Below are 23,966 nucleotides of genomic sequence, written 5' to 3'. Positions count from 1 at the left end.
ACCTTCCCCCCAACCCCTATGCTAGGGCTGGGGGGCTAGTACCACCAGGGAGAAGGCAAAAGGCAGAAGGTAAAAATGCTGATATTTTTACTTAACTTTTTACGGATTTCAAGGGTGATACCAGTTTCCAAAAAAAAATGTAACTTTAGGCAACTTCCCAACCCCGATAGTCATCTGTCATGCCCAATCTAAAATCTACAATCTAAAATCTAAAATGGTATGAGTTGTCAAACTATCCTAAAATACCAGGAAACACAGGTTTGAGGAGGCTTTGTGGCTTATTGGAGCAAAATTACTTATGAGAAAAGTACATACATAATTGACCTTGACACTATTAGTGCTTTTTCTAGCGAACTGGATAACAAGCGTCTCACCTTTTGGCTGCCTAATAGCAGTCAGCCGATTATCCTCAATCCCCAAGGCAATTATGAGGCTTACAAGCAAGTTCTCGATTACCTCAAAAAAACGATTGATCGCAATTCTAGAGGTTCGTGGATTAAAATTAATTATGACCGCAAAGAAATTGCGATCGATATGAGTCGAATTAGCTCTTTTGCTTGCGAACAGAACGGTCGGCTAAGCTTTTGCCTCCCTGATAGCGCAACTAATATTATTATCCTGCGCCAAAGCAACCCGGAAACTTATCAACAAATTCAGGAATACATAAAAAATACTACTGGACAATCTCTGCCATGAAGCAGTCCTTAGTCATTAGTCTTTAGTCATTAGTTAGAAAGATGAACAATGAAGAAGGAAGGGAGACTATTTTTAGTAAATCCTCACATTCATTTTATTTTTTTTGACCTAAAATGCTTAGGTTGCTCCCTAAGTTTAGATATGAAAAAAGCGCAGTCAAATGCGCTGAATTTTTAAATTTTAACTATTGAACAAGCTGCCAAGCTAATTTGGCCGCACCTACTATACCTGCTTGATTGCCCAATTCAGCAACCAATAACTGCAAATCTGCGCGAGAAGTCGGCAACACCCGCCGCTCAATTTCTTCTCGAACCTGTGGCAAGAAAAATTCTGCACTGGCACTAATTCCACCGCCGATAATAATAGCTTCCGGCGTCAAAATATAAATGAGACTTGCCAAACCTAGACCGAGATAACGACCGTAATTTTGCCAAAATTCTAAAGCTTTGGCATCTCCATACTTAGCTAAATTTGCTAATTGTAGCGGTTCTAAATCGGTTTCGCGGCGAATTGCTTGCACCGAAACGTACTGTTCTAAAGAACCGCGATTGCCACTTTTACACTCCGGGCCGTCGGGATTTATAGTAATCAACCCTAGTTCTCCGGCCGCGCCTTGATGACCTACAAATAGTTTGCCGTCTAGGATAACTGCACCGCCGACTCCTGTACCTAAAGTTATTAAAATTAGGTCTTTAAAGTGCCTTCCTGCACCCAACCAAGCTTCTCCCAATCCGGCACAATTGGCATCATTTGCTAACATGGTCGGCAGTCCGGTTTTAGCTTCCACCCAGTCAGCTAGGGGGACGTTATGCCAGTCTTTGAGGTTAATGGCTACTCTCGCTATTCTGCCGGCGGCGTCTGCGGGGCCTGGAGTGCCGATGCCGATCGCACTTACAGCATTTTCGGCCGGATTCAGTTGTAAAATAGCATCCGTCATCGCTGCTAAAACTGCTTCTGGCGTTGCGGGTTGAGGGGTTGGGACAGTTAAGGATTGGTGACAAAGACCATTTTCGCTAAATCTGCCCAGTTTAATGGCGCTTCCGCCTAAGTCAATGCCGATTACTTGTGTCATTCGATTTGGGTTTGAGATGCAAGGATTTAGGATTAATCCTCATAGGATAAACATATTTTAGAGTGCGGATTGTGCACCTTACCAATTAAGTTGGTAGTGAGGATTTAAATCCTCCCACTCTATTTTAGTGTATAATAATTAGCGACGCAAACTGGGCTTAATTCTTAATAGTATCATGCCGATCGCAATCCCTAGCAAAAATTCTGGATACAAGCGAGTTCGCCTATTGAATTTCGCCTAACTTACGTTGCGCTACCTCTCGGTTGTGCAAAGCATCGTGATAGTCTGGTTGGAGAGCAATTGCCTGGGTATAAGATGCGATCGCTTCTTCAAATCGTCCTAAATTATACTGCTCATTACCTCGATCGCACCATGCCTCAGCCTCTACATTAACTTCCGATTCTGCCTCCGCACCCTCAGCGCCTGTGCGGTTCCCTTCCCCAGAAAAACCCAAACCATCCCCAACAAACACCGCCTCAATTACCCTCCCCTTTGTATCCTCCTCCTCAGCCTCCGGCAGCGGAAACCTTGTCAATATCTCCCGCCCAATTTGCCTCGCAACCTCTGAGAATTCCCCGCTGCCAATTCTACCTAACAATACCAGCCGCTGCGCTAATTCCTGAAGCGATGCCACCGCATCCGTAGCAGCGATCTCATCATGTTCACCCTCTAACAATCTTTGCTGAAACCGTCGCAGCCAAGCAGCCAATTCACCATCTTTAAGGCGTTTTGCGATTAAGAATCCTGCTACATCCCCGCGACTCCAGCCGGCATTCACCCCTTCCAGGATTTCCATGAATTTTGACTCGTATTCCGCGTCAGTTAATGTTGGGCGGATGGTGGTATTTTCTGAAGGCGGGGCGGGCTGGCTTGGGGTTCCGAATAGCCGCTGAATTAGTCGTTTGAAGAATTGCAGAATTTTGTTGAGCATTTGTGAGCTTGCGAGGGTGGGGTATTTTCTATTTTATAGCAATTATCAAAAGTAGGATTACATATAGATTGTCGAAGATATCTGTAGGGACACGGCGCATTGCCGTGTCCGGGATTACGACGCACAGCAAACAATCACATGAAGTAGAATTAATCTACTTTAAAAGCGGATAATACAGTTCTCCTGTTGAGTTGATATAACCGGCACGATCGCCCGCTAAATCACCCGTTCCCATAAATACGTCAACTCTCCCCGCGCCTTTGATTGCACCGCCCGTATCTTGATCCAAAACGTACCGATTCACGGCATTTTGTTCGAGTTGTCCCGCCGCATTCGGATAAGGGAGTTTTGTACTAATTAATGCTAGTGCACCGGGTGGCATTAAGGCTTTGTCGGTGGCGATCGACCTTTCGGCAGTTACTGGCACTCCAATGCTTCCTGTGGCTGGAGCTCCATTACTATCCCGGAAGAATACAAAGCTTTCATTTTTCGGCAAATACTTGTCCATATCTGCGGGAAAGTTGGTAAAATATTCCCTTAGTTTCGGCAAAGTTAACTCTTCTAAAGTAAACTTTCCGTCTTTAACTAATTCTCGTCCAACTCCTGTATAACTGTGACTGGTTTTGCCTGCAAAACCGACGGTCATCTCGCTACCATCTGTTAGCTGCAATCTCGCAGAACCTTGGACGTGCACGAGAAATGCTTGGAAGCGATCGCGCAACCAAACTAATTCTAACCCTCGCAGCAATCCTTTACTTGCCTGCAAAGCATCTTCGCCTTCTAATTGCAATCTTGTCGGGTGAGGTTTCGGCCAAGATGCCATGTTTGGCGGCATCCGATACAGAGGATAACGGTATTCGGAATTAGGCGTGCGAGATGCTGCGTAAGTCGGCTCGAAATAACCTGTAAATGCGACTGTTCCTTTGCCATCTTTGCCCGTGGATTTGTAAAATACAAATTCGCGCTTGACCGATTCCTGAAGTTGTGCAGGGGTTGTGGAACTGACAACTAATTGGCGGAATCGATCGAGGGAACGGCGGACTCGATCGCGCGTAACTCCTGCTACTGGATAGCGGCTGTAGGCAGTGGCGGCGGCCGATGTATTGAGATAGCGGAGGCTATTGTCGATCGACTTTAACAGCAATTCCCGATCGCCCGGTTTGCCATTTTCGCCCCAGATTTGAGCGTCAAAGGCGAGATCATCCGACTCGCCAGCTTGCAATTGATTTAGACTAATTGGTTGCAGCGACGGAACTGCAACGGCGGGCACCGAAAAAGCGATCGCCAAAACGCAACAGGCGAGCGCTAATATCTGATAGCGGAAAATTTTGCTCAATTTCCAATCTTTCCTACTCAATTGATTATTTTCCTTATTCATCGAATCTCTCAACGCTAGAAGTAAATACCGGTTCCACGCGAATTGCGAGAACGCTGGTAGGCCGAACTACCATGTATTCGCCTTGAATATTTTTGATCGGGACATTAACAAATTCTGACGAATCTTGTTTGGGAACCAGAGTTTTATACCACTGTTGAAAATCTTGCAGCGTTGAAAAACGGATTTCTTCGCGGTGGCCGCCCTCAAGCAGCAGGTGTACGGAATATTCGCTGGGTGTTCTAGGCATAGGAGATGGGGAGAGTTGTTGCAGGACAATCTAAAATCTAAAATCTAAAATCTAAAATTGATGTGGTTGCCCTCAAGCAGCAGGTGCACGGAATATTCGCACTTGAGTTCTAGGCATATCTTGATTTTTGATTTTTGATTTTTGATTTTAAGCTTTTGGAACGATTCCATATTTTACCTCTTCCTCGGCGCATTCCCTCATCTAGTAGGTTGGATTGAGCCAGAGGGAGAGACGGGAGAGGGGGAGACTGGGAGAAGCCGATGGTGGGAGACACCGGAGAGTTGTTGCAGGAGGAAAATCTCAATCTAAAATCTCAAATCTCGAATCTAAAATCGATTGACGGCAGCCCCCATCTGCGGCTACGCTGTGAAATTAAGGCTGCTTTGCTCAAAGAGGAAGCAGCCCACGTCGCTCAAAAATCTAGTTGCACTGCCCAAAGCTGCTACCAACAGCAATGGACAGCTACCGCCAAACTGAGTAAGCAGTATGGAGGCTAATGGAGAATTTTAACATTCTCTGTAGCCGCCCTGCTCTGTGTTAACGTGCGGGGCGGCTGGGTTTTTGGGTTTTCCTAGAAAACCAAAAACCAGGAGACCATATTATGTCACAGGAATTCGTACCTGACGATAACTTTTCCGCACGTCCAAATGACGACTCAGCAGTATCCGAACAGGAAGTCGTGCGGATCACGGTTGTCGGTTCCCGCGCCGCCGTGTTAGAAACCATCCACACTTTGTACCGACTAGGATTTGCCGCCGTCGGGGATTGGAGTCCGCCGCAGCGAGGTGCAAAGCCGGGACAAGTGATAAGCGTACTCATTCGCCGATCGCGCAAAGCCTAAAAATAGGATCAAATGCGGTAGGGACACTCCAAGATCCCTTCTTCGTGTCAACAATCGCCTGAAACCATTGATAAATCTCGCTTTTAGCTAAGTCTAGATCCCCCTAAATCCCCCTTAAGAAGGGGAGTAGGGGTTGACTTTGAGAATACTCTTGTCCCACCCCCTACTCCCCTTTTTAAGGGGGGCTAGGGGGGGATCTAGATTTAATACTCAAACAACAGTCTGTGATTGGGTTAGACGTTAAGTTGGCATCAATGGGTTCTTGGAGTGTCTCTACAATGATTAATCGTGCGGAATACAGGGATTGTGTATTTTAGAACACGATTTGACCGCAACACTTAAAATAGTCTTGATTTACCGATCGACTGCACCCTTTTCTCATCAATATTTCTGGTTAGCTGGGGGTGTCTGTGGGCCGGAGTTGCGAGGTTCTGCTTCCAAAATGCTGAGAATGGTGCACAATTTCAAATTAACAACAAAACTTGCACTATTTTGAGTAAGCTTTGGGGGGAACAGCTTAGAAAGCCTGTTTCTAAGACTGATGCAAAATATCAAATTAATCCTCCACCTTGTCCAATTACTAATTACGAACCTATGCCCCGTCGTCAAGACTTAAAAAAGATTCTTCTTATTGGTTCCGGCCCAATTGTTATCGGTCAAGCGTGCGAATTTGACTATTCAGGGACACAAGCTTGCAAAGCTTTGCGAGAAGAAGGTTTTGAAGTAGTGTTGGTGAATTCCAACCCTGCAACGATTATGACCGATCCGGAAACTGCCGATCGCATTTACATCGAACCTCTAACACCTGCCATCCTCGAACAAATCATTGCTAAAGAAAGACCTCAAGCAATTTTACCAACAATGGGCGGTCAAACGGCGCTAAATTTAGCAGTTGCCGTCGCTAAAAATGGCGTTTTAGAAAAATACAACGTCGAGTTGATTGGTGCTAAGTTGCCAGCAATTGAAATGGCAGAAGATCGGCTATTATTTAAGGAAGCGATGGCGCGAATTGGTGTCGCCGTTTGCCCTTCTGGAATTGCCAACACTCTCGACGAAGCCAAAGCAATTGGTCACCAAATCGGCAGTTATCCGTTAATTATTCGTCCTGCTTTTACAATGGGAGGCACGGGAGGCGGCATTTCTTACAATCAAGAAGAATTTGAAGAAATGGCACAAGGCGGGATTGATGCCAGTCCAGTATCGCAAATTTTAATCGAACAATCTTTGATTGGTTGGAAAGAGTACGAACTGGAAGTAATGCGAGATTTGGCAGATAATGTGGTGATTATTTGTTCGATCGAGAATCTCGACCCGATGGGCGTCCACACCGGCGATTCTATCACCGTCGCCCCGGCGCAAACTCTCACAGACAAAGAATATCAGCGCCTGCGAGATGCTTCGGTGAAAATTATTCGCGAGATAGGAGTTGAAACCGGCGGTTCCAATATTCAATTTGCCGTCAATCCTGTTAACGGAGATTTCATCGTTATTGAAATGAACCCTCGGGTTTCCCGTTCCTCCGCCTTGGCCTCGAAAGCAACTGGTTTCCCTATTGCAAAAATGGCGGCAAAATTAGCGGTAGGTTACAGCCTAGACGAAATTTCCAACGATATTACCAAGAAAACTCCGGCGTCTTTTGAGCCGACAATTGACTACGTGGTGACGAAGATTCCCCGATTTGCCTTTGAAAAGTTCCCCGGTTCCGAACCGACTCTAACAACGCAAATGAAGTCTGTTGGGGAGGTAATGGCGATCGGGCGCAGCTTCAATGAATCCTTCCAAAAAGCCCTGCGGGGATTGGAAACAGGCCGCGCAGGTTTCGGGTGCGACAAACCGGAAAAATTGCCGAGTTTGGAACAAATTCGCGCCGGATTGCGGACGCCAAATCCCGATCGCATTTTTACAGTTCGCCACGCGATGATGATGGGAATGTCGGTGGAAGATATCTTCGAGTTTACAGGAATCGATCCTTGGTTTTTGGATAAAATGCAGGAATTGCTGGAAACTGAGAAGTTCTTGAAACGAACGCGGTTGGAAGAGTTGACAAAAGAGACAATGTTTGAAGTAAAGCAATTGGGTTTTAGCGATCGCCAAATTGCTTATGCCACCAAAACATCGGAAGATCAAGTCCGCGCTTACCGCAAACAGTTAGGCGTAATTCCGATTTACAAAACAGTCGATACCTGTGCCGCTGAATTTGAAGCGTTTACACCCTATTATTATTCCACCTACGAAGCGGGAGCGGCAATTTGGGAAGTGGGCGATGAAGAAAAGAAAGTTTCGTCTGTAGGCCACAGTCTCGCGCCGGAGTCGGAAGTTTTGCCTTCTACCAAACGAAAAGTGATGATTTTAGGTGGCGGGCCGAACCGGATCGGACAGGGAATTGAGTTTGATTACTGCTGCTGTCACGCTTCCTATTCCCTAGGAGAAGACGGGTTTGAGACAATTATGGTCAACTCGAACCCGGAGACGGTTTCGACGGATTATGATACGAGCGATCGCCTGTATTTTGAACCGCTAACAAAAGAAGATGTTCTCAACATCATCGAAGCCGAAAATCCCGAAGGAATAATTATTCAGTTTGGCGGACAAACCCCACTGAAATTAGCGCTTCCTTTACAAAAAGCTCTGGAAAATCACCCCGATGTACAAACAAAAATCTGGGGAACTTCGCCGGATTCCATTGATACTGCTGAAGACAGGGAGCGATTTGAAAAGATTCTGCGGGAGTTGGATATTCAGCAAGCTGCTAACGGTTTGGCTCGTAGTTTTGAGGATGCTTTAATAGTAGCTCAACGGATTGGTTATCCGGTAGTGGTGCGACCCAGTTACGTATTAGGCGGGCGAGCAATGGAAATTGTTTATTCCGATGCTGAATTGGAACGTTACATGACCTATGCCGTGCTAGTAGAACCCGATCATCCGATTTTAATTGATAAGTTTTTGGAGAATGCGATCGAGGTGGATGTCGATGCGATCGCCGATGTTACTGGCAATGTGACGATCGGCGGTATTATGGAGCACATTGAGGAAGCGGGAATCCACTCCGGCGACTCTGCTTGTTCTATCCCTTACCAAACGCTTCCAGATGCAGCTTTGGTAACAATCCGCCGCTGGACAGTAGAATTAGCAAAATCCCTGAAAGTAATCGGGTTGATGAATATTCAATTTGCTGTTCAAGGGGAAGAAGTTTTCATTTTGGAAGCTAACCCGCGCGCTTCTAGAACAGTGCCTTTTGTCTCCAAGGCGATCGGAGTTCCCTTAGCAAAAATGGCCTCGCGAGTCATGTCTGGCAAAACTCTAGAAGCTTTAGGTTTTACTGAAGAGATTATACCCACTCATGTTTCGGTAAAAGAAGCTGTATTGCCCTTTGCGAAGTTTCCGGGAACTGATACCTTGTTAGGGCCAGAAATGCGATCGACCGGCGAAGTCATGGGAATTGACACCGATTTTGGCAAAGCCTTTGCCAAAGCTCAACTCGGCGCTGGACAAATGATGCCGCTGTTTGGAACTGTGCTGGTTTCGATGCGCGATCGCGACAAACTAGCGGTTGTACCCGTTGTCAAGGAATTCTTAGAATTGGGTTTCAGAGTAGTCGCAACCCACGGGACACGCAAAGTTTTGCAAGAGCAAGGTTTAGAGGTAGATTTGGAATTGAAACTGCACGAAGGGCGGCCGAATTTGTTGGATTCGATCAAGAATGAGAAAATTCAACTAATTATCACCACACCTTCCGGGGAAGAATCCCGCGCCGACGGCATCTTTATCCGCCGCACAGCTTTGACTTACAAAATCCCGATTATTACCACAATAGCCGGTGCCAAAGCGACAGCAGCGGGAATTCGATCGCTCAAATCCTACCCAATGGAAGTAAAAGCAATTCAAGACTATTACCCGCAAACCTAGAGGGCGAAACACCCTATGTTTAGGGTGTGCAGCGCGGACTATTAGTGTCAAATGAAGCTTTTAGTCCGCCAGTCCTCGCGTTCACCCGGCAGTCCGCCAGGGAATGAATTCCCTGTCTTATAGCGAAAGTCCTCTCGAAGAGGACTGAAGAACTCATTAGTCCTCATAGCGAGGACTTTCGCTTTGAGGCTCTTGTTTCAAACGCTGCCGGAATGAGGGTTTAACGCTAAGTTGACACCAATGACCGCGCACCTTACCCTAAACATAAGGTGCGCGCCACCAAAACCTAATCTGCATCGGAATCTAAAACTCCGCTAGACAGCATCAACCTCGGCCAAACTAACAAGAAAAAACCCATCCAAGCTAATAAAGGAATCGCGACTAAAACAGTTATCCAAACAGTTTTTAATAAAAACCAACTACCGCTAATCAGGCTCGTGCCTGTCAAAAGAATCGACCAAGGTTGACACCACCAAGGTTTGTAACTCCAAGGACTAATAGCTTTTTGATTGGAAAGTTTTTTATCAGAAATAGATTTCATATTTTTAGTGATTGTTTATGGAAAATAGTCTGGCTAGCTGGATTAGCAGAAGTTAAACATTCATCACCTCTTCTGCTGTCAGCGTTAATTCGGGGAAAGTCTGCGACACAATTCGTTCGCTGCCTTTAAACGCGCTTCTTTGATAGTTGCCATCTGCATCCACAAGGTGGACAAATACAGTTGGAACTTTGGGATTGCCCAGAAATTCCCTGCTGCCAATTGCTAAATAATCGACAATCCAATACTCAGGAACTTCGAGGCGCCGATATTCGTCCAATTTGTCTATATAATCGTCCTCCCAATTTGTTGATGTTACTTCCACTGCCAGTTGAATTGGTTCTCGTAAAGCAGAATAAGCAGAACGGTTCGATCGCCACAAATCGCGATCGATTACGCTGACATCCGGTCTTCGCCCTTGTTCGATGCCGGCTTTACTTACAGTTCTGATAACGGCTGTAGTGTGGACTACATAATTCAAATTTAGTCGCCGGATTTCATCATTGAAGCCAAATAACATGAAATTAGCAACATCACCATAATTTCTTGTGGCATTCCTCTCTACAATTTCTCCATTTACCAGTTCATAGAGTCCATCTTCGGGACATTCTACAAGGAATTGGTCAAAGGTTAATTTTTGCGTGACTGTTGCAATCATAAGATTTATCCTTATTTTGCAGTAATACTATTAGTCTATATTACCACAGGCAGGAAGGAATTTGTTTTTTTGACCGCAGACATCCAATTCTAAAATCTAAAATCTACAATTAAAAATCTCAAATCGATTCAGGTAAATGGTAAAATACGATCGCCCTAGCAATTTGCACTTAAATTTGTTACTAACTTGATACAGTAAAGTAACAAACCTAGAAATCGAGCCACTCCCAGGTCAACCCCGAACCATGAGACTAGACGAAGCCGTAGAATTTGCCGAAAACCCAGAGCCGCGCTGTCCCTGCGTCCTCCTGCTGGACACCTCCGGCTCCATGCAAGGCGCACCCATAGATGCCTTGAATGAGGGGCTGGAAATCTTTAGGAATGACCTAATTAAAGACGAACTAGCTAAAAAGCGAGTCGAAGTCGCGATTATTTCATTTGACAATCATATCAAAGTCGTACAAGACTTCGTGACCGCCGACCAGTTCGAGACGCCACTGCTGACAGCTCAAGGACAAACCCACATGGGCGCAGGCATTCAGCTAGCATTAGATACCATTGCAGCCCGCAAATCCGACTACCGCAACAACGGCATTACCTACTACCGCCCGTGGGTATTTATGATTACAGATGGCGAACCTCAAGGTGAATCCGACGATGTTGTGGAAATAGCAGCACAGCGGATTAAAGAGGAAGAAACTAACAAGCGCGTGGCATTTTTTGCAGTCGGAGTGGAAGGTGCTAATATCCCTCGTCTGGCGCAAATTGTGGAGCGCACGCCTGTAAAATTGAGAGGATTAGACTTTAGAGAGATGTTCATCTGGCTGTCGGCTAGTATGCAGAGAGTTTCTCACTCAAAAATTGATGAACAAGTAGCACTGCCGCCACCCGGATGGGGAACTGTTTAGTTATTAGTCATTGGTCATTGGTCATTGGTCATTGGTCATTAGTCATTAGTCATTAGTCATTGGTCATTAGTAAGAGTGCCGTGTCCCTACGGCACTGTCGTGTCCCTATAATGGCTAGTACCTACGAACCCAGAAAAGTGCTGTAATTAGGGATAAATAAACCCGTCCAGACTTTGCATAGTTGTGAATTTACGAAGTTTTGAGTTAAAGAGTTATTAATGCAGAATTCATCCTTTAATTGGCAAGTTGTAGGGGCGTCAGTGATAGGTACGAGCCACGAAAAACGATCGCAGCCTTGTCAAGATGCCCACTGCTGGCGTCTATTGCCAAACGGTGTTTTAGCGGCAGCGGTTGCCGATGGTGCGGGCTCGGCAGCACTCGCGGAAGTTGGGGCAAAAATTGCTGTGGAAGCAGTTGTCGAAACGATTTGCCAGCAACAGGAAAGGCTACCTGAAAATGACGACGAATGGCAGGTATTCTTGACAGCATCACTGCAAGTTGCGCGGGCACAGGTGGAAGCAGAAGCGGCAGCGCGGGCAGTGGCGCCGAGAGATTTAGCCTGCACTTTAATTGCTGTTGTTGCTACGCCGGAATTAATCGCAGTTGCTCAAATCGGCGACGGTGCGGCGGTAGCAGGTGATAGTGCAGGAAATGCGATCGCCCTGACTGTACCCCCCTGCGGCGAATACATCAACGAAACTATCTTTTTGATTTCGCCGAATGCGATAGAAACAGCGCAATTTCAGGTACTGCGGGAAAAACTGCAGCACTTAGCCGTGTTTTCCGACGGCTTGCAAATGCTAGCGCTCAAAATCCCGGAAGGGACGCCGCACAAGCCGTTTTTTGCGCCTTTGTTTCGGTTTTCTGGCGAGTGGAAAGAAGAGGAAGATGCGAAACAGCAGTTAGAGTCATTTTTGCGATCGCCCCGCGTTTCCGAACGCACCGATGATGACTTAACATTATTGTTAGCAAGTTTTTCGAGCAATGTTTAATCTGTTTAAATCCACTGATAAAGTGTGGTTACACAATAATGATAGATCAACCAATTAGTGCAATATACTTGTTACGAGAAACCTTTGCTAAGATGGGAGCTATATACGCTCCTCTGTTGATAATTAACTCTCCCAGTTTGATAATTTTGCTGCTGAATAATTTGGGTTTGGGTTCAGCAGCTATTCCTTTGAATATTATCTACTTGTTCGTGCTAATTCCCTTCTTATCGGGAGCTATGATTTTCTACAGTTACCGAAGTTTGACAGGAAATCAAGTAACTGTGAGTGAGGCTTTTAATCAAGCAAACAGGAGATTGCTGCAACTCATCTTGGCTTATTTTATTCCTATGGTTCTTATTTTAGCAGGGATGATAGGGATTAGGTTGTTCCATTTGTTTTTGCCAGGCTTGATTCTACTCCTAATAGTAATTTTCGGATGTTATATATTATATCGTTTAATGTTTTCATCTTACGTTACGGTCATTAATAACTCTTCAGTACAGGATAGTCTTAACAGCAGTTGGAAATTAACTCAAGGGCGCTGGTGGTTGTTATTTCGCGCCAATTTTCTGATATCTATTGTGGCTCTTGTGCCAGCCATCTTGATTTTGGGACTAATCGGTTCAAGATTGGGGAATTCGCTAGCATCTCAGATGGTGAGTAACCTACTGGGATTCTTAGTCGGGCCGTTGATGACTGTTTATATGGTTTTATTGTACAAGGAGCTGCGGGAATCGGCAGCAACTATTGAATAGGCATCTACTCAAATAAAGTCAAGGGCTGGCAGGATACTTACCCACAACAATTTTGGGAGATGTGTAATGAGCGGTGAAAATTTGGTGCGGTTCTATAATAAAATCGAGGTGTCAACAATTCTGCTTTAGTTTGTACAGTAGGTCGTCGTTTGCAAGCACAAGAGATTAAGGATAAGCTCAACTCCCTAATTAGCGCAGCAGATCCAATAGATCCGAGTTTGGCGAGAAGATTGGATGAAATCAATCGCTGGGTGAAAGATGTTAAACCCGGTTCGCTAACGGCTAAAAAATTTGTGATGGCTTTTTTGCTGCAGCTTATCCGAGATTCTCAGGTTTGGCTGGCTATTCAATCTATACCTTCGGAAATAGAAAAAAAAGCCGCTTTTGAGTTAATGACTCCGGGGGAGAGGTATTGGTACAGCTATCTATTTCCTAAATGGCTGAGCGAAAACGATCGCAAATTTTACATCTGGAAACAAAAACTGAAAGCCGGTAAATTTGATCCGGCTGACGATCTCGTCATTCGTGCGATCGCAGCCCGAATTGTCGATCGCCAAGGCACTGTTTTGTATCGATATGTTGCCGATCTTTCTATGGCAACCGATTCCATCGTTAGCAACCGCCAACAGCAGCCCCTCTGCATTCAAGTCACTACTCTTTCGGATGAATTCTCTGAACTAAAATATCAAAATTGGCAACAAACTCTTCAAGATTGGGGGATTGACAGAGGATTATTTTTAAGTTATGATAAAAACGATGCAAATTTCCTGAACCAGTTAGTTAATATAGCATTATATAATAGTGATAATTTGCCCGCAGGTCGTTACCTCAAGTTCCCGTAAATCAAGCATATCTGCTGCTGAGAATAGTTCGACTGCTCCAAACTCTGTGAAAAAAAAATTTTTTGACTAACTCACATATTGCACAATTTTCGACAATGCCAAAAACCTAACCCCCAGCCTGCTTCTGGAAAAGGTAAAACAGACCAAGATTTTCCCTCCCCTTTTCTGTTTCCGGGAGGAGTCTGCCAGACGCTGGCAATAGGTGCTTGAGACGAAGGCTAAGCAATGGGAACATTTACCGCAGCAATCAATCGGGTGAAATAACTAGCAACTCGGCCTAAATTGAAGTGAGATGAGATTTGATTTAAGTGCGGTGAAATTGTTGGAAATAAAATCTAATTACATCAAAATCAAATACTATGACAGTACAAGGTACACACACCGTTGAAAATAACTTGCAGAAAGTCTGGGAAGAACTGGAAGCCGCCAGAAAAATGCAGGATGAATGGATGAATTACGGGGTTGATTTTGTGGATTTGTATGTGGAAGATGCGGGCGGTGATTGGTTGGAAAAGTGGGGAAAATGTGAAGAAGAATTAGAGCGAATTAAACATAAAAAGGTAGATATTGAAGCAGTCAAAGCAGCGATCGACATTCCCAGATTTCAGCAGACAAAACTGCTGGAAATTGCCTTGAATTGCCGTTACTCTACCAACTATTACCCCGATCGCCCCGAGGAGTCTGCCGCTTGGCAAGAGGTTAAGTACAAACGGCTGTCACTCTTAGGCGGAGCGATTTTCGGTGCGGTTGTTACCGATTACCTCTACCGCGAATATCCAGAACTCGATCCAGATGCTATCTCAACCTTAAAAGCTCGTTTAGCAGACTCGAAAAGAACTGCGGAATTTGCACAAAAGTTGAAATTAAACGAGCTTAGTTGGCTAGTATGGAACGGGAAAGAAACAGAGAAAAGCGAGTACAATATATCTTTTTCAGAAAGTTTTGAGGCTTTGTTTGCGGCGATTTACTTAGAGTTAGATCGCGATTTTTCCCGTGGGGGAAACTGGCTGATTCAGCACTTGATTGAACCAAATGTTAGCCAGCATGGGGATCTAACTCAGTGGCGACAAATAGGCCCCGCAAACGAGGTGAAACGGCGGGAAATCCTGGGTGCGGATATTCTAGATGCGATCGCGATCGACTATTTGTACAACCGCTTTCCAGAACGCAACGCCAGCCAGCTAACTCGCTGGAAAAATATGTTAGTGGCCAAAGAGAGTTTTCCCAAAGACTTTAAGGCTAAATTAGGCAGTCATTACCTAGAATTGGAGAGCAATTTCTCGCGTACCCGCGACTGGTTGGTGGATAACTTTATCAAAAGCGCAGTTGACGAACTGCTAGAGGAAACCGACACTCAACCAGAATATGTGATTGACAGTGCGAACCCGGAATCGCTGCCAGAATTGGTCAGCCGGATTACAGACAAAAAGTGGAAAAATGAATTTGTGAGAGTTGTCAGCATTTTGCAACCTGCTGACGAACTTTTGCTGCTGATGCAACAAAAATTAGACAGTATGGTGGCTAAGGATGAAACCTTGCAGCAGTTGCTAATCTGGGCAAATCACAAGTCTCAGTTAGTGCAAAGGAATTTTAAACCGGCGGAAATTAGGGCTTTTTATGTTGCCTTAGTTTGCGTGCTCGATTTGGCTTTGACTCGCGTCCTCGATCCGAGTTTGAAGTTTGATAGATCGAAAGTTCGCAAGTTGCGGAATTGTTTGGTAAAGGTGGGAAAAAATGTAGAATTTGCAGAGGTTAACGAGTCTCTGAAATTGGCTTTTGATAATAATGATGTGGCGGGTATCTTGGTTGACATTTGGGCGCTGGATCTTGAACCCGAACTTAAACAACTGCTGGCACAATTTCAGACTGAGATGCCGGATTTGCAAAACTGGAAAAACTGGCGCAAAGAATTCGGTGGCTGTTGGCTGGCCAAATTCAAAACTGCGATCGGCTACAATCGAAACTTTTGCCCCCAACAGAAAACTTTGCTGAAACAGTATTACTATGCCCACAACTTGCTGGTGGAATGCCTCAACAGCGAAAATTGTCAGGTGACACCGGCCGTCAGACAAAAAATTGAGGATAAAATGTTGTTATTGTCGGTGGATTTGAAGCTGGTTCACATTTAATTTTGATAGGGCGGACGGGCGGGACGCCCATCCCACTAATGGATGGACGGGCGGGACGCCCATCCCACTAACAGAAACAGGGCTTAGCCACTCCCACCCAAGAAACCGGGTTTTTAACCGAATCTGCGGGCTGCAACCCGTCTTTTGGTGAAAAACCCGGTTTCGACGCACCGGTGCCTAAGTCCTAAGAAAGGTAAGATTTAATGGGCAAGTCAAATTTATTGAGTGATGGCTTCCAAATCCTGTATCCCATAACGGAATTCTATGCAGTTGCAGCGCCAATTTAGCGGACAACTGATTGCGATCGACACCAAAAACGCGATCGCCAGTGGGGGTGAAGGTCGCATCTACCCGATCGCCCAAGACTCGTCCCTTGTAGCAAAAATCTACCACAAACCGACAGACGAAGACGGCGACAAACTCACAGTCATGTTCAGTATGCCGCCGGATGCGCCGATCGCAGAACCCGGGCACGCTTCCATTGCTTGGCCGATCGATTTGCTGCATACTGTGGGCGGGCGAGAAAAAATCGTCGGTTTTGTGATGCCGCGCGTCAACAAAGTGATGCCGGTACACACTTTCTACACCCCCAAAACCAGGCGCGAACAAAAACCGCTATTTAGCTATCTTTACCTCCACCGTACCGCCCGAAATCTCGCCTCGGCTGTAAACGCCCTCCACATCAGGGGTTACGTCATCGGGGACGTAAACGAGTCGAACATTCTCGTGACGGATACGGCGTTGGTAACGCTGGTAGACACGGATTCGTTTCAAGTGCGTGATCCTTATACGGGTTACGTTTATCGGTGTCCCGTGGGGAAACCGGAGTTTACGCCGCCGGAGTTGCAGGGGCAGACTTTCCGCGATATCGATCGATCTCCTGAGCACGATTTATTCGGTTTAGCGGTATTAATTTTTCAATTGCTGATGGAAGGTACGCACCCGTTTGCGGGAGTTTATCTCGGTAGCGATGAACCGCCGTCTTTGGAAGCGAGAATTCGATCGGGCCATTTCCCCACAGGTACGAAACGGATTCCCTACCGCCCGATGCCGGCTGCGCCTCCTTTTGAGATGCTGCATCCCCGGCTGCGGCAGATGTTTATCCGCTGTTTTGAGGAAGGGCACGGCAATCCTTCGGCGCGCCCGGATGCGAAAACTTGGGTGAATGCGATTCGGGAAGCGGAAGATGCTTTGGTAACTTGCAGCAAAAACAGTCAGCATAAATACGGAAATCATCTCAGTCGGTGTCCTTGGTGCGATCGGGCAAAACTCCTGAAAGGGCGCGATCCGTTTCCTTCGCGGCAAGCAGTCAACAACGGATTGCACTTGCAGCCTGCGAAAATCAAGCGTAAAAAGCCCCAACCACCGCCTGTCGTGGCCCAGCCCGCAATGCGTCGGCAACAGCCAGCCACGGGGCTGCCACGTCCCCTCGGCCAGTACGCAGTGCCGTTGCTACCGATGCCGATGTCTCCTCGGAGTCGGACTCCTGCGCCTCAGCTTCCGGTGGGCAAGTTTGAGCGCATTTTTCAGGATGCTGCTTGGGGAGGTGTTTGGGGTAGTTTGTGTTTGGCGGCGATTGGGGGGATTTATTCGGTAATAGCTGAGGGCGGCAGTGCTATTTTGGGGGCGATTTTTGTTGGTTCCATTTGGGGCTGTTTTTTTGGGGTGATGTGGGGCGTTTTTACTTTGCCGCCGAATCAGATTTGGCGGAAGTGGGGCGGAGTTTTGGTGGGGGCGTCTTGGGGGGCTTTTTTGTTGGCGGCGATCGGCGGTGCGGTGTTTGGGGCGATTAATAGCACTCCGGGGATCGGTGAGAGGATTTTGGCAGGGGCGGTGGTTGGTGCTGTCTGGGGCTGTGTTTGGGCGAGTTTTCGGCCTCCTCTGGCGCTGCCGGCGGGGAGGGTGTGGGGCCGGCGGGGAGGGTATTTGGGGGCGGTCTGGGGCTCGTTTGTGGGGACTCTGGCTGGTGTTTTTTTGGGGGCTGGGCTGGTGGTTTGGCAGCAATACGGTGTCCAGATGCGGCCGGTGAATGAGTTTGCGGGTTTGCTGCTGGGTGTGGCGATCGTGGCTGCTGGTGTGGGTTCTGTTGGAGGTGTGGTTTCTGGGGGTTTGTTGGGCTTTTGCGGGTTTTCGCCGAAGCTGCCAATTTCGTTTCAGCCTTCGGGCTTGAAGGGTGGGGCTTTGGGGGCGATTTGGGGTAGTTTTTTGGGGACTTTTGCGGGTGCTGTGTTGGGGGCGGGGGTGTCTGCGATGTTTCCGGCTGTTAGCGCTGGGGTGCCAGTGGAGTTGGGGCCTGTGGCGGGGGCGATCGTGGGGGCTGGTTTGGGGGCAATTTGGGGGGTGGTTTCGGGTACTGTTTGGGGGGCTTTGGGGAAGTGGTGATCGGGTTGATGTCTGTTTTTGGGTTGAAAATGCGTCTATGAGTAGGTGTAAAAATCGAGGTGTTAAATTGGGGGGCTATAATGTAGATGCTGTAAGGGTTAGAGGCACTTCAACCAAGAAAATGGTAGACGCAATCGCTGAAATCTATGCGGGACAAGGGTTTGAGGGCTGTCTGAAAAGTTGGGTATTGACAAGTCGAAGGCTGAAATGGTACTTTTGTTTTATGCAGACGCAAATGAACGTTGAAAACCAAATACAGCAAGGCTTCTGGAACGGGCTGTCGGAAAAACCATAAAACCCTATCAGGGATTGAAACCTACCATACCCCACACCCTGAAATGGAACTACCAGAGGGGTCGGAAAAACCATAAAACCCTATCAGGGATTGAAACCCATAAGTAATTAAAAAAGATTTTAAACTATTATAACGTCGGAAAAACCATAAAACCCTATCAGGGATTGAAACACGCTCCGAAATCTAAACGCGACTTAAAACCATATTCGTCGGAAAAACCATAAAACCCTATCAGGGATTGAAACTGCCTTTGCTTGGCGAGTGATCGCCGTTCTTTTGTCGGAAAAACCATAAAACCCTATCAGGGATTGAAACTTTGGATTGCTGCCCTCGCAGCAATAATTACCGGTCGGAAAAACCATAAAACCCTATCAGGGATTGAAACATTAAAAAAGGTAAATTGACGTGCAGTTACAAAAAGTCGGAAAAACCATAAAACCCTATCAGGGATTGAAACAGTACCGCTGCGGTGTTTTTGCGCCCCGATGGTTCGCCAATTAGTCGGAAAAACCATAAAACCCTATCAGGGATTGAAACATATCTGTAAAGCCTTTTGCCCTTGGTAGTGGTAGTCGGAAAAACCATAAAACCCTATCAGGGATTGAAACATTACAAATCAGAGTTTTATCGGTTGGCTGGCACACCCGCAGAAGTCGGAAAAACCATAAAACCCTATCAGGGATTGAAACGCGTTGTTTGTTCCTGAACCCGTCGTACCCATAGGCCGAGTCGGAAAAACCATAAAACCCTATCAGGGATTGAAACGAAACGAGCGCCCACAAGAGGAGCATTAGGGGGTAAACCCGGTCGGAAAAACCATAAAACCCTATCAGGGATTGAAACTCTTTTCTTCCAATTTTGGAGAATTTCGACTTTTTTAGTCGGAAAAACCATAAAACCCTATCAGGGATTGAAACAACATATCAATCCCGATGTGTTGATGCAATTTTTGGGTCGGAAAAACCATAAAACCCTATCAGGGATTGAAACCAGATAAAATCCAAGCTTGAACGCCAGGTGCAGGTCGGAAAAACCATAAAACCCTATCAGGGATTGAAACTTTTTAATGTGCGCTGCCAGTGCGCGCCGATCCCAGGTCGGAAAAACCATAAAACCCTATCAGGGATTGAAACAAAAATTATCGAGATTTCCTGTTTCTCGCATTTGAGTCGGAAAAACCATAAAACCCTATCAGGGATTGAAACATATGGCAATTGGCACGTCAAAAAAGCCGAATCTGTCGGAAAAACCATAAAACCCTATCAGGGATTGAAACCAATTATAAGTCACGTACTTGACTTATGTCCAGCGTCGGAAAAACCATAAAACCCTATCAGGGATTGAAACGTGCTGAATCAATAAAAGGATTGACTACGGCATCGCCGGTCGGAAAAACCATAAAACCCTATCAGGGATTGAAACGCGGCACAACAATTGACACCAATACGGGCGAAAGGTCGGAAAAACCATAAAACCCTATCAGGGATTGAAACTGCCAGTAAGTTGCCTTACGTCGGAGAAGCACCAGTCGGAAAAACCATAAAACCCTATCAGGGATTGAAACTTGCTAGAGAACCGATCGCCCAACTCTGTCGGCAAGTCGGAAAAACCATAAAACCCTATCAGGGATTGAAACTGTTAAACTTGTTGACGAACACATTCTTAGGAAGAGTCGGAAAAACCATAAAACCCTATCAGGGATTGAAACAAATTTATTCACATTTTAAGAAACGGTTTGGATGCGTCGGAAAAACCATAAAACCCTATCAGGGATTGAAACCTATTCTCTAAATATGCAATCAGCAAGCAAGGTCGGAAAAACCATAAAACCCTATCAGGGATTGAAACCAAATCTTCAGCCACGACGCTAACAGTCGGTTGGGAGTCGGAAAAACCATAAAACCCTATCAGGGATTGAAACTAACAGACTTCGGATGGCTACGCAAGTCTAATGTCGGAAAAACCATAAAACCCTATCAGGGATTGAAACTAAGAAACCCATAGCAAGTATTGCTTTTCGTTTCGTCGGAAAAACCATAAAACCCTATCAGGGATTGAAACGAAGCGAGCGGTGGCTATTGGGAATTTTCGGGAGCGTCGGAAAAACCATAAAACCCTATCAGGGATTGAAACAATTACTTCCTCCCAGCTTCAAAAGAACAATTGTGTCGGAAAAACCATAAAACCCTATCAGGGATTGAAACCTTTAATTCGATCTCGCAGCGCTTGCAATTCCTTAAGTCGGAAAAACCATAAAACCCTATCAGGGATTGAAACATGCGACTGCTAAGCTATCAAGATCAGAAGCCTCGTCGGAAAAACCATAAAACCCTATCAGGGATTGAAACAAAGAATAGCGCAAGCAATCAATTTTGGGATGCCAGGTCGGAAAAACCATAAAACCCTATCAGGGATTGAAACTAAGAATATTCCTCTTTTAAATAAAACGGCGGCGGTCGGAAAAACCATAAAACCCTATCAGGGATTGAAACGAACGCGGAAGGATTGGCGGAAATAGTGCAATGTTGTCGGAAAAACCATAAAACCCTATCAGGGATTGAAACTAATTTAACAGCAGCTTCAACGAGCCTCGGATAGTCGGAAAAACCATAAAACCCTATCAGGGATTGAAACTACCCAATCTTTCTCATATGGCCGCTTTCCCAATAGTCGGAAAAACCATAAAACCCTATCAGGGATTGAAACGCACAAATTGCCAGTTCCACAAGTCAGAATTTTCGGTCGGAAAAACCATAAAACCCTATCAGGGATTGAAACGAAATTTCATCAGCCACATCGGCTTTAATGGCCCTCGCGTCGGAAAAACCATAAAACCCTATCAGGGATTGAAACAACTGATAGCAAAAGTGATTGCAGACTGATTGCAACTGGTCGGAAAAACCATAAAACCCTATCAGGGATTGAAACAACTAATTCACCAGCCATGAATTTCAAAATCAAGTCGGAAAAACCATAAAACCCTATCAGGGATTGAAACATCAATGTGTATGGAATTTGGCTGATAATTCCGAGTCGGAAAAACCATAAAACCCTATCAGGGATTGAAACCTAATTAATTCGGCCACCTCTTGGGCAATTAGAGTCGGAAAAACCATAAAACCCTATCAGGGATTGAAACGGAACATTCAAGCACTTTGCCTAGCTCTCCATTGGTCGGAAAAACCATAAAACCCTATCAGGGATTGAAACTGATAAATGGCGGTGGACTTGGACAATTTACTGCTGAAGTCGGAAAAACCATAAAACCCTATCAGGGATTGAAACACGTCTAAACTACCATCAGAGACGATGGGGGGACTCGTCGGAAAAACCATAAAACCCTATCAGGGATTGAAACTTATTCGTTTGTGAGTGAACTTTATATTTGATGTAGGTCGGAAAAACCATAAAACCCTATCAGGGATTGAAACGTATAAGTTACTGCAGGACTTGGATCTTTGACACAAGGTCGGAAAAACCATAAAACCCTATCAGGGATTGAAACAGGAAATCAGAAGTTTTTTCACCTTCTTAGAAAAAGGTCGGAAAAACCATAAAACCCTATCAGGGATTGAAACAAAGGAATCTGAGAGGACAAGTCAACCGCTACAGTCGTCGGAAAAACCATAAAACCCTATCAGGGATTGAAACTTAACAAGTGGATCTAGCATGATATTGCAAGAAGTCGGAAAAACCATAAAACCCTATCAGGGATTGAAACTTAAAGAATTATTCGGTAAAAAACCCACCTAAAAGTCGGAAAAACCATAAAACCCTATCAGGGATTGAAACCTCAAAATCGCAATTATCAAGTATACCTTGGGCGGTCGGAAAAACCATAAAACCCTATCAGGGATTGAAACCTCTAGATAAGGGTTCCAGAGCTTGCAGGTTGTGTCGGAAAAACCATAAAACCCTATCAGGGATTGAAACGCCACAATTTATTTTCACAATCTTGCTACCAGCGCGAGTCGGGTCGGAAAAACCATAAAACCCTATCAGGGATTGAAACAAGCGATCGCCGAAGCCGACGGCAACATATTGCAGCAAATTGCCATGTCGGAAAAACCATAAAACCCTATCAGGGATTGAAACTGAGCCTTTAATTGCGTTGCCTTCATCGTTGAGGTCGGAAAAACCATAAAACCCTATCAGGGATTGAAACTAGGGGCCGGTGAAGGATTCGCTTGAGTAGGGGTTTGTCGGAAAAACCATAAAACCCTATCACGGATTGAAACTATTTTTCCGAAACCGGGACAGCTTGAAACGGTAGTCGGAAAAACCATAAAACCCTATCAGGGATTGAAACTAATGCTTTTTTCACGATCGTACAATGAAGCGAGGGTCGGAAAAACCATAAAACCCTATCAGGGATTGAAACTTGCTTTTTTAGCAGTTAGGGATGTATCTTTTTTAACGTCGGAAAAACCATAAAACCCTATCAGGGATTGAAACAAAAGAATCGCGGATCTTCAATAACTGTTCCGGTGTGAAGTCGGAAAAACCATAAAACCCTATCAGGGATTGAAACTGTTGCTAAGTATTCGCCGACTAGGTTCGACTGAAAGTCGGAAAAACCATAAAACCCTATCAGGGATTGAAACCAGTTCTCGGTAGCTGACAGCATCGCCCCCTGTGTCGGAAAAACCATAAAACCCTATCAGGGATTGAAACTGGCTATGATGGACGAATATGCCTATGAAAATGAGGGTCGGAAAAACCATAAAACCCTATCAGGGATTGAAACAACGGTGTTGAGTCGGATTACGCTACCGACATCAAAAGTCGGAAAAACCATAAAACCCTATCAGGGATTGAAACAATTTTCCCTTCCCACTCCCGACCATCAATATTTTTGAGTCGGAAAAACCATAAAACCCTATCAGGGATTGAAACTTAATCCGAAATCAAAGCCAGCGATTCTACTCGTCTCGTCGGAAAAACCATAAAACCCTATCAGGGATTGAAACGCACAACTTACCACTTATCAAAAGCAGTGATACTTTCGTCGGAAAAACCATAAAACCCTATCAGGGATTGAAACAATTACAAATGGAGTTATTGCTGTGTACACGGTGTCGGAAAAACCATAAAACCCTATCAGGGATTGAAACTAAACCATTCTTCAAACTCGTCATTGTAACGATCGTCGGAAAAACCATAAAACCCTATCAGGGATTGAAACATTGACGGGACGGATCAAGGTGGAATTAGCCAGAGTCGGAAAAACCATAAAACCCTATCAGGGATTGAAACGAAAATTTACCGAGGGTAAAGCCCGTTTGGTAGGTCGGAAAAACCATAAAACCCTATCAGGGATCATTCGTAACAAGTTAAGCTTGGATGGCAGTTGTCAAGGGGATTTGAGAAGATGCTTCAAAGAAAAAGTAGTCAGAC

General features: G+C 45.5%; 16 protein-coding genes and 1 CRISPR repeat array. Of the genes, 10 read left to right on the top strand and 6 right to left on the bottom strand.

What is annotated here, in order from left to right:
• The first annotated feature begins 273 nt into the window (after positions 1-273).
• The gene (locus QUA36_RS26490) at positions 274-696 is read left to right on the top strand and encodes a hypothetical protein (protein WP_333159497.1); all 423 of its coding nucleotides are present in this window, start codon (positions 274-276) and stop codon (positions 694-696) included.
• A gap of 184 nt (positions 697-880) precedes the next feature.
• Here the strand turns inward: QUA36_RS26490 and QUA36_RS26485 are convergent, their stop codons facing one another.
• The 4 genes from QUA36_RS26485 to QUA36_RS26470 form a co-directional block, all read right to left on the bottom strand.
• Positions 881-1,768 (bottom strand): ROK family protein, encoded by an 888-nt coding sequence (locus tag QUA36_RS26485; RefSeq protein WP_333459627.1) that lies wholly within the window; start codon positions 1,766-1,768, stop codon positions 881-883.
• Between the two features lie 223 nt (positions 1,769-1,991).
• Positions 1,992-2,699, bottom strand: coding sequence for a tetratricopeptide repeat protein (locus QUA36_RS26480; protein WP_333159493.1), 708 nt, complete (start codon positions 2,697-2,699; stop codon positions 1,992-1,994).
• Between the two features lie 154 nt (positions 2,700-2,853).
• Entirely contained in the window at positions 2,854-4,056 is a 1,203-nt protein-coding gene (gene mltA / locus QUA36_RS26475; RefSeq protein WP_445301456.1) for a murein transglycosylase A, read from the bottom strand.
• Between the two features lie 13 nt (positions 4,057-4,069).
• Positions 4,070-4,324 carry a hypothetical protein gene (locus QUA36_RS26470; RefSeq protein ID WP_333046692.1) on the bottom strand — a complete coding sequence of 85 codons (255 nt, stop codon included), beginning with the start codon at positions 4,322-4,324 and terminating at the stop codon, positions 4,070-4,072.
• Positions 4,325-4,584: 260 nt separating this feature from the next.
• On the opposite strand from QUA36_RS26470, the gene QUA36_RS26465 reads away from it, so the two are divergent.
• From QUA36_RS26465 to carB, 3 genes are all read left to right on the top strand, one after another.
• Entirely contained in the window at positions 4,585-4,821 is a 237-nt protein-coding gene (locus QUA36_RS26465; RefSeq protein ID WP_333459625.1) for a hypothetical protein, read from the top strand.
• Between the two features lie 104 nt (positions 4,822-4,925).
• Positions 4,926-5,165, top strand: a complete 240-nt coding sequence (locus QUA36_RS26460; RefSeq protein WP_333173517.1) for a hypothetical protein — start codon at positions 4,926-4,928, stop codon at positions 5,163-5,165.
• 594 nt (positions 5,166-5,759) lie between these two features.
• Positions 5,760-9,071 carry a carbamoyl-phosphate synthase large subunit gene (gene carB / locus QUA36_RS26455; protein ID WP_333459630.1) on the top strand — a complete coding sequence of 1,104 codons (3,312 nt, stop codon included), beginning with the start codon at positions 5,760-5,762 and terminating at the stop codon, positions 9,069-9,071.
• A 286-nt stretch (positions 9,072-9,357) separates the two neighbouring features.
• Here carB and QUA36_RS26450 read toward each other — a convergent pair whose 3' ends face one another.
• Positions 9,358-9,612 (bottom strand): DUF6737 family protein, encoded by a 255-nt coding sequence (locus QUA36_RS26450; protein WP_333046688.1) that lies wholly within the window; start codon positions 9,610-9,612, stop codon positions 9,358-9,360.
• A 52-nt stretch (positions 9,613-9,664) separates the two neighbouring features.
• Entirely contained in the window at positions 9,665-10,267 is a 603-nt protein-coding gene (locus QUA36_RS26445; protein ID WP_333459624.1) for a Uma2 family endonuclease, read from the bottom strand.
• Positions 10,268-10,511: 244 nt separating this feature from the next.
• On the opposite strand from QUA36_RS26445, the gene QUA36_RS26440 reads away from it, so the two are divergent.
• The 6 genes from QUA36_RS26440 to QUA36_RS26415 all read left to right on the top strand — a co-directional run bounded on the left by QUA36_RS26440 (position 10,512) and on the right by QUA36_RS26415 (position 18,274).
• Positions 10,512-11,174 (top strand): VWA domain-containing protein, encoded by a 663-nt coding sequence (locus tag QUA36_RS26440; protein ID WP_333159483.1) that lies wholly within the window; start codon positions 10,512-10,514, stop codon positions 11,172-11,174.
• A 218-nt stretch (positions 11,175-11,392) separates the two neighbouring features.
• On the top strand, positions 11,393-12,166 hold the full coding sequence (locus QUA36_RS26435; protein WP_333361891.1) for a PP2C family serine/threonine-protein phosphatase: 774 nt from the start codon (positions 11,393-11,395) through the stop codon (positions 12,164-12,166).
• Positions 12,167-12,204: 38 nt separating this feature from the next.
• The gene (locus QUA36_RS26430) at positions 12,205-12,921 is read left to right on the top strand and encodes a hypothetical protein (protein ID WP_333159479.1); all 717 of its coding nucleotides are present in this window, start codon (positions 12,205-12,207) and stop codon (positions 12,919-12,921) included.
• Positions 12,922-13,070: 149 nt separating this feature from the next.
• Positions 13,071-13,763 carry a hypothetical protein gene (locus QUA36_RS26425; protein ID WP_333159477.1) on the top strand — a complete coding sequence of 231 codons (693 nt, stop codon included), beginning with the start codon at positions 13,071-13,073 and terminating at the stop codon, positions 13,761-13,763.
• A gap of 359 nt (positions 13,764-14,122) precedes the next feature.
• The gene (locus tag QUA36_RS26420; RefSeq protein WP_333459623.1) at positions 14,123-15,892 is read left to right on the top strand and encodes an NACHT C-terminal helical domain 2-containing protein; all 1,770 of its coding nucleotides are present in this window, start codon (positions 14,123-14,125) and stop codon (positions 15,890-15,892) included.
• A 264-nt stretch (positions 15,893-16,156) separates the two neighbouring features.
• Positions 16,157-18,274, top strand: coding sequence for a DNA-binding protein (locus QUA36_RS26415; protein ID WP_333159473.1), 2,118 nt, complete (start codon positions 16,157-16,159; stop codon positions 18,272-18,274).
• Between the two features lie 279 nt (positions 18,275-18,553).
• A CRISPR array of direct repeats spans positions 18,554-23,895; the repeat unit is 37 nt; unit sequence GTCGGAAAAACCATAAAACCCTATCAGGGATTGAAAC.
• Positions 23,896-23,966 lie beyond the last annotated feature (71 nt).

It is taken from the genome of Microcoleus sp. Pol10D4 (assembly GCF_036701555.1).
Taxonomy (GTDB): Bacteria; Cyanobacteriota; Cyanobacteriia; order Cyanobacteriales; family Microcoleaceae; genus Microcoleus.
Note: the sequence above shows the minus strand (reverse complement) of the source record. Positions and strands in the feature narration are given on the sequence as shown.

Excerpts from the sequence above, each read along its gene's own strand:
- carB (WP_333459630.1), top strand. The coding sequence starts at position 5,760 with ATGCCCCGTCGTCAAGACTTAAAAAAGATTCTTCTTATTGGTTCCGGC.
- QUA36_RS26435 (WP_333361891.1), top strand. The coding sequence starts at position 11,393 with ATGCAGAATTCATCCTTTAATTGGCAAGTTGTAGGGGCGTCAGTGATA.
- QUA36_RS26480 (WP_333159493.1), bottom strand. The coding sequence starts at position 2,699 with ATGCTCAACAAAATTCTGCAATTCTTCAAACGACTAATTCAGCGGCTA.
- QUA36_RS26485 (WP_333459627.1), bottom strand. The coding sequence starts at position 1,768 with ATGACACAAGTAATCGGCATTGACTTAGGCGGAAGCGCCATTAAACTG.
- QUA36_RS26465 (WP_333459625.1), top strand. The coding sequence starts at position 4,585 with ATGGTGGGAGACACCGGAGAGTTGTTGCAGGAGGAAAATCTCAATCTA.
- QUA36_RS26420 (WP_333459623.1), top strand. The coding sequence starts at position 14,123 with ATGACAGTACAAGGTACACACACCGTTGAAAATAACTTGCAGAAAGTC.
- QUA36_RS26440 (WP_333159483.1), top strand. The coding sequence starts at position 10,512 with ATGAGACTAGACGAAGCCGTAGAATTTGCCGAAAACCCAGAGCCGCGC.
- QUA36_RS26430 (WP_333159479.1), top strand. The coding sequence starts at position 12,205 with ATGATAGATCAACCAATTAGTGCAATATACTTGTTACGAGAAACCTTT.
- QUA36_RS26415 (WP_333159473.1), top strand. The coding sequence starts at position 16,157 with ATGCAGTTGCAGCGCCAATTTAGCGGACAACTGATTGCGATCGACACC.
- QUA36_RS26450 (WP_333046688.1), bottom strand. The coding sequence starts at position 9,612 with ATGAAATCTATTTCTGATAAAAAACTTTCCAATCAAAAAGCTATTAGT.
- QUA36_RS26460 (WP_333173517.1), top strand. The coding sequence starts at position 4,926 with ATGTCACAGGAATTCGTACCTGACGATAACTTTTCCGCACGTCCAAAT.
- QUA36_RS26445 (WP_333459624.1), bottom strand. The coding sequence starts at position 10,267 with ATGATTGCAACAGTCACGCAAAAATTAACCTTTGACCAATTCCTTGTA.
- QUA36_RS26470 (WP_333046692.1), bottom strand. The coding sequence starts at position 4,324 with ATGCCTAGAACACCCAGCGAATATTCCGTACACCTGCTGCTTGAGGGC.